The sequence below is a fragment of the Mycoplasmopsis opalescens ATCC 27921 genome (genome assembly GCF_000712185.1).
GTDB lineage: Bacteria > Bacillota_I > Bacilli_A > Mycoplasmatales > Metamycoplasmataceae > Mycoplasmopsis > Mycoplasmopsis opalescens.
This window is the reverse complement of the sequence record NZ_KL544020.1, coordinates 83,485-90,236: the sequence shown is the minus strand read 5'-3', so window position 1 is coordinate 90,236 and position 6,752 is coordinate 83,485. Positions and strand designations below refer to the sequence as shown.

At 29.9% G+C, this 6,752-nt stretch carries 6 protein-coding genes; 2 read left to right on the top strand and 4 right to left on the bottom strand.

Annotated elements, in window-relative coordinates; genetic code table 4:
* A partial coding sequence (locus T385_RS03775) for a variable surface lipoprotein (protein WP_156953962.1) occupies window positions 1-133 on the bottom strand: 133 nt, incomplete at its 3' end.
* Between the two features lie 98 nt (window positions 134-231).
* Window positions 232-624: a hypothetical protein gene (locus tag T385_RS0103445; protein ID WP_029906575.1), complete on the bottom strand. Its 393-nt coding sequence runs from the start codon at window positions 622-624 to the stop codon at window positions 232-234.
* 85 nt (window positions 625-709) lie between these two features.
* Between T385_RS0103445 and T385_RS0103440 the strand changes: the two genes are divergently transcribed.
* The gene (locus tag T385_RS0103440) at window positions 710-1,441 is read left to right on the top strand and encodes a DNA-processing protein DprA (RefSeq protein WP_029906573.1); all 732 of its coding nucleotides are present in this window, start codon (window positions 710-712) and stop codon (window positions 1,439-1,441) included.
* Here the strand turns inward: T385_RS0103440 and T385_RS0103435 are convergent.
* Entirely contained in the window at window positions 1,428-2,267 is an 840-nt protein-coding gene (locus tag T385_RS0103435) for a Cof-type HAD-IIB family hydrolase (RefSeq protein WP_029906571.1), read from the bottom strand. The genes T385_RS0103440 and T385_RS0103435 overlap by 14 nt on opposite strands.
* A gap of 128 nt (window positions 2,268-2,395) precedes the next feature.
* Between T385_RS0103435 and T385_RS0103430 the strand changes: the two genes are divergently transcribed.
* Window positions 2,396-3,697, top strand: coding sequence for a YitT family protein (locus T385_RS0103430; protein WP_051677985.1), 1,302 nt, complete (start codon window positions 2,396-2,398; stop codon window positions 3,695-3,697).
* 86 nt (window positions 3,698-3,783) lie between these two features.
* On the opposite strand, the gene T385_RS0103425 is transcribed toward T385_RS0103430, so the two are convergent.
* Complete coding sequence (locus tag T385_RS0103425) at window positions 3,784-6,750, bottom strand: coiled-coil domain-containing protein (protein ID WP_029906566.1); 2,967 nt, start codon at window positions 6,748-6,750, stop codon at window positions 3,784-3,786.
* Between the last annotated feature and the right edge of the window lie 2 nt (window positions 6,751-6,752).

Sequence of the window (6,752 nt, the reverse complement as noted above, 5' to 3'; positions counted from 1 at the left end):
CCTCTTCTACTTTTACTTCAACTTTTTCTGCGTATTCTTTTGCATCATTTTTATTGCAAGAAACTGCAACTACTGGGATTAATAATGATGATGATGAACTAAGAACAATTATCAATTTATTTAATTTTTTCATATAAATCTCCTTTTATATATAGTTATTTTGCCTTGCAAAAAAAAAAAAAAAAACAAATGGCGAGCAAATTGCCATTTATTGAGAAATAATTTTACGTATTAATATTTTATTAGTCTAGCTAATATGATTTTTTGTAACTTTTCCTTGTCATCTGCTTTAAAATAATCTAATGCATATGTATAATGGTTATCTTTGAATCTCGCATCAAATTCCGCTAATTTGATGCGGTTTATCTTACCTAAATCAATTAAAATATCATACGCACTTATACCATTAACATAAGTGAACCATTGATCCCCTAACTTTGGTTTTAATAAATTTACATCTTGTAAATCAACAAAGGTTCTAGCATCAGCATAAATTAATTCGTCGCCTCGCAGCATTAATCTTACGGGGTGATTAATAGCATTATAATCATAAAAAGGGTATTCTTCATATTCAATGCCCCAAACACCTTCTAATTTTTCTTTTCTTTTAACTTGTAATCCCATAAGCAAATTATAAAACTTATAATTCTATTTTTTTCCATTTTTTTATGGCTTTTAAAAAGATGTGCATAAAAAAATGGAGGTTAAAATGAACGATATATTACTTTATTTTGCTTATAAATATAAAAATAACCCGAGGGAAATTAATAAGGCATTAGCATATGCAGAAGAGGTTGATTTTTCCCAAGTTCAGCGTATCAAAGACGAATTAGTCAAAAATAAAATTGGTTATATTAGTATGCTTGATTATGATTACCCGCAACAGCTTAAAGAATATCTCAATTCGCCACATATTATATTTTATAAAGGCAATAGAGATTTATTAAAAAATCAAATGATTTCTTTGGCAGGTGATTTTTATGATGATAAAACTGAAAAAACTTTAAATAATTCCTTAGACACCATCATGAAACGTTTTACATTACTAAATTTAAATTTTAGGAATTTAGATCAAATATTGCTTGAACGGTTTAGAAGCCAAAACAAGCCAGTTATACATGTTTTGACTTGTGGTCATATTTTTTATGACCACTATGCAAACTTAGAAAATGAGCTTTATATCAGTACTTATTTGCCTAATTTGCACACTAAAAAGGAATATTTTAAGCAACGAAATGAATTAGTTTCGCAACTTTCTAAATTATTATTAATTTATAATTCGAAACAAGAGTCAGGAATTATTAATTTAGCTTATAACTTTGCCAACAATAACAAAGAAGTTTTTTGTTATCCTTCAAACGATTATAATGATGGCAATAATTATTTAATAAAAAATGGAGCAAATTTAATCACTCACATTGCTGATATTAATTATTATTAATTTCATTTTTTAAAATTTCATTAATTGTTTGTCCAATAGTCCCTGTATTGCAGTGTCCAATAGTGTTTTTAGCTACTTCTTTTGCGTTAATTGTTCCATTAGCTAAACAATAACTATTTCTAGCTTGATCTAACATTGAAAGATCATTGTCGCTGTCGCCGAAGGCATAAATATTATCTGGATCAATATCTAATCTTTTAGCTAACTCAAAAACACCATTATACTTAGAAACTCCAAGAGCATTAATATCAATATAAATGCCATTAGTAAGCATTACTGAATATTTATTTTTAAATATTTTTTGAAAATATTGAAATGTTTGTTGTGCTCTTTCATTGCTTGCTCTTAAAGCCATTTGTGTAATAGTTTGATCTTTATCATTGATTATTTTTAAAAGCTTATCTTCACTAACTAAATTAATTTTGCCTAAATCCATAATGGCTTGCTCATAAACAAATTTAGGGATTTTATTTTGAGGCAAAAATGTACCATTAAAATTTAATGTATCTATAGTCAAAGGAAAATTATTTTCTTTTGCAAAATTAATTAATTGCTCAAAAGCGAATTTATCCATTTTGGCTATAGTATAGTGTTTTTGGTTAATTTTATCGTAAATAAGCGAGCCATTAGAGCAAATTGCATAATCCAATGATGAAGATAATTCTAAAACCGGTAAACTTTTTAGTAAACCACGACCTGTATTAATTACATTAATATGTCCAAGTTCTTTGGCTTTATCTAATGCCAATAAACTTTCGGGGTGAATAGTGTTTTTGTGTGTTAAAAGTGTACCATCTAAATCAAAAGTAAATATTTTTTTATTCATACATCTCCAATTTCGCTTGTGCACAGGATTTTTAGACAAATTATCCTATATTTTATTACTAAATAAGTAGATAAAATATTTATATTAATAATTTATTAAAATTATATTATAAATATATAATTACGGACATGAACATTGAATTAGAAACTAAGATAAATAACAGTGAAAAAAATAGAGAAAATAGTAAAGATGTGGCTTTAAAAACCAAATATGGTCGTAAAGTTTTAGCTGATGAAATTAAAAATAAAGATGATAAAAATGCTCGAAAATACAAATATAAAGAGATATCTAAAAATTTATTTTTCATTTTCTGTGCTGCCTTAATATTTAACTTCGGTATAGTTGTCTTTTTACAAAGAGCTGACACTATTCCAACAGGAATTAGTGGGGTAGTCCTACTAATTAACTTTATTTGGCCTGCTACTAAACCTTATTTTGCTATTCTTTTTATTTTATCTAATGCTCCGTTGCTAATTATTTTTTTCACAAAAATCAAAAAATCATTTACTTATTACACACTGATGTTTATGGTTTTTCAAATATTAGTTAACTATGTGCTAACTAGACCGGTAATCGAATCTTGAATAATTGACCATATAACAGTAACTCCTCATTGAAAAAATAAAATTGAATTTATTTTGCCTGGAAAAACACCTCAAGAAGCTCTAACATACTTGCCTGAGCAAATTAGAAATGGATTTTTTAAACCAGAAATTTTATTAAGTCAAAACAAAGAATACTTCTATGTATGAGTTGAAAGCCCTGAATCATGACCTATTTTCATTGACTGTGTCGTTGGAGCAACATTTGTTGGTTTTGGTATTTCACTAGCGTGAAAATTCGGGGGTTCAACCGGCGGAACTGATATTATCGGATACTATTATTCAACTAAGAAAAAGAAAAATGTTTCATCTATCTTAGCCACAATCTCGGTTCTTTTATCAATAATTTTCTTAATTACTTTTGGTTTTGCAACTCCTCACCATTTTTCAATTGAACAAAACTTTGATAGTGGTACGCTTGATACTGCTTCAAATGTTATTAGATACGGCACAAACTACACTATTAAACCTCGTTTAATTATTGGTGCTCGTGAATTTTCAACAATGCTTTATATCTTAGTGATTGTTTCAATTATGGAAATTTTCTACCCTAAATATAAAAAGGTTTCAATGGAAATTTCATGCGGAAATAACTATGAAAAAGTCGTTGAATACTTCGCAAGTGTTAACTATTGACATAGTTACAAAATTACTGAACATACCAGCGGTTATTCGCATGAAAAAATTTATACAATTAGTACAACAATGCTTTATTTTGAAGCAAAATTATTATTAGATGATATCAAAGAGATCGACCATAAGTTATGAATCCAAATAATTCCAGTCAATGCTGTTAGAGGACATTTCACTACTAAATTCATTGATTAAACTCACTTTAGAGTGAGTTTTTTGTTATTAATTTTGCCGTGCTATAGTTATTTTGGTAAAAAAAGAGTGCTAATGCACCCTAATTATTAATCTTTGCTTAATTCTTCTTTTTGTTCGTCATCAACTAATTTTTTAGCTTCTGATAATTCTAATGAGAAGAAAGTAGACACACCACGTGTTTGCATAGTTACACCAAAAAGTTGATCAACTCTAGACATTGTACCGTGGCGGTGAGTAATTACTAAGAATTGTGTTTTATCTTTTAATTCTTGTAAGTATTCAGCATAACGCACAACATTAGCTTCATCCAGTGCGGCTTCAACTTCATCAAGGATGCAAAGAGGTAATGGACGAGCTTTTAAAATAGCAAAAAGTAATGAAATGGCGATCAAAGATTTTTCACCACCTGAGAATAATTTTATGTTTTTAATATTTTTGCCAGGGGGAGTTGCTTCAATTTCAACACCTGAATCGAGAATATTATTTGGATTAGATCAAAATAGTCTTGCTGAACCACCACCAAACATAGTGTGGAAAACATTATTAAATTCAGTATTAACATCATTTAAAATATTAGTTAAGCGGTTAATAATAGCTTTATCTAATTCCGCTATTGCACTTTCTAAAGTATTTTTAGCCTCTGATAATTCAGCTTCACCTTTTGAATAGTGATTTAATCTTTCTTCTTCTTCAACTAACATTTCAAGTGATTCAAGGTTAACATTGCCAATTTTTTCGATTTCTTCACGCAATTCACGCACTAGTTCTTCAGCTTTTTCAATTGGCATATCTAACACATAATTGCTTTCAGCAGATTCAAGAGTTAGCTTATATTGACTTGCTAGTCTTTCTCTATTGTCTTCTAATTTTAATTTAGCTTGGTCTCTAGTTGAAAGTTTTGAGGCAAAACCATTATTAATGCTATTAAGCATTTGCTGACATTCTTCTTTTGAACGCGTATATGTGCTAATATCATTTTGTAAATGAGCTAATTTACTAATGATTGCCTTGCTTTCGATTTCTAAATTATTTCGTTGAGATTCTAATGTATTAATGTCCGCACCAACACTATTAATACTAATTGTGCTATCTTCTAAATTAATTTCTTCATTGGTTAAATTCTTCAATTTCAAGGTAAACGAATCAATTGTTGACTGTTCGTTGGTCTTTTTATTGTTTAAATCATTTAATAAGCCTGTAATTGAACGAGATAATTCTAAGGCCGAATTACGGTAGTTTTTTATTTCTGAAATTTTCATTGAATCAGCTCTTAAAGCTTCTTGCAATGAAGGAAGAATGTTTTCAAGTTCCTTAATTCTTTCTTCGAAGTTTAAAAGTGATTGCTGTTGGAGCTTTTGTCCACCGACGATAACTCCACCAGGACGGATTAAATCGCCATCTAAGGTTGCAATCATGTAGCGACGTTCTAAAATTGTAGCTATTCTATTGGCAGCTTCAATATCAGTTGCAACAATGATATTTCCAAGTAAAAAACGTGAAACGATTTCATACTCAACAGCTACTTTAACTAAATCTGATGCAACGCCAACAAAACCATAATGACCTTGAATTAATAATAAATGATCATCGCGGATGCTTTTTGGAGCTATCGAAGTCATTGGGATAAAGGTTGCACGTCCACCATTATTATCCTTTAAGAAATTAACAGCCTTTACAGCAGTCTCCGATTTATCAACGACAATATGTTGAGTTGCGTTTGATAACACTACATCAATGGCGTTTTGATAATCTTTTTCAACTTTAATTAATTCAGCGACCATCCCTTTTAAACCGCGGCCAAAGTAAGCTTTATTGTCTAAAATTGTTTTTGTACCTTTAAAAAGAATCGAGCTATTTTCTTTTTGTTGTGTCAAAATGCTTAGCTGTGTAGCAATTTTGGTAATATTTGCTTCTTTTTGTTTAGCTTGAATTTCCAAGTTGTTAATTTCATTAACATATTGATTAAGTAGCTTTTGATTGTCATTATAACGATTTTGTTGAGCTAAAATTTGTTGATCATAAGAATCTAATCTTAATTTAGAGTTTCTTAAAATTTCTTTAATCGCTTTAATAGTTTCTTCGTTGTTAACTTTCATTTCTCCTGAAGCAATTAAACGTTGCTTTTCGGTTTCGCGAGCAACTTCTACATTAAGATTTTCTAAACGTTTACGAACTTTTTCTAGTTCAGCATTTAATTCTCTTAATTTTTCTTCTTCAGCAGTTTTAAAAGTAACGTTTTGGCCTAGCTTTAGGTTGTACTCGCTAATACGATTTTCTAAATCATTTCTAGTTTCGCTTACCCCTTCCAGTTCAGCACTTAAAGATTCATAGGTTTTTTGGAATTTTTTAATATTTTCCACCAAGTAAGCAACTTCGATTGATTTTAATTCATCGCTTTTAGCTATAAAAAGTTTAGCTTTTTCCGCTTGGCGACGTAATGGGCCAAGTTTTTTATCAATTTCAGCAATAATTATTCTTATTTGTTCTAAACCAGCTTCAGTTTTTTCTAATTTTCTAATTGCTTCAACTTTACGGAATTTAAATTTTGAAACTCCGGCCACTTCTTCGAAAATTCCTTTTCTCTCTTCCGGTGTTGCTTCAGCAATATCACTTACTGTCCCTTGAGAAATAATAGCTAAAGATGATTTACCAATTCCTGTCTCCATTGCTATATCTTTGATATCTCTTTGACGGCATTCTTCACCATTAATGTAGTAGCGGTTTGTACCATTTCCTCGTTCTAAAACCCGTGAAATAGTTACGAATTCGTGATTTATATTATTGTTTGAGTTGCGGTTATCAAAAGTTAAGGTAACAGTAGCTTGATTAAGCGGTTTTGCTGTTTTTGAACCAGCGAAGATAACATCTTCCATGTTATCGCCGCGTAATTCTTTAGCTGATCTTTCACCCAAAACCCATTTAATTGCATCATTAATGTTACTTTTACCTGAACCATTAGGCCCAACAATTCCAGCAACGCCACCATCAAAGGTTAAGGTGATTGGATCGGCAAAAGATTTAAATCCATGTGCATAAACTTTAATTAATTTCATTA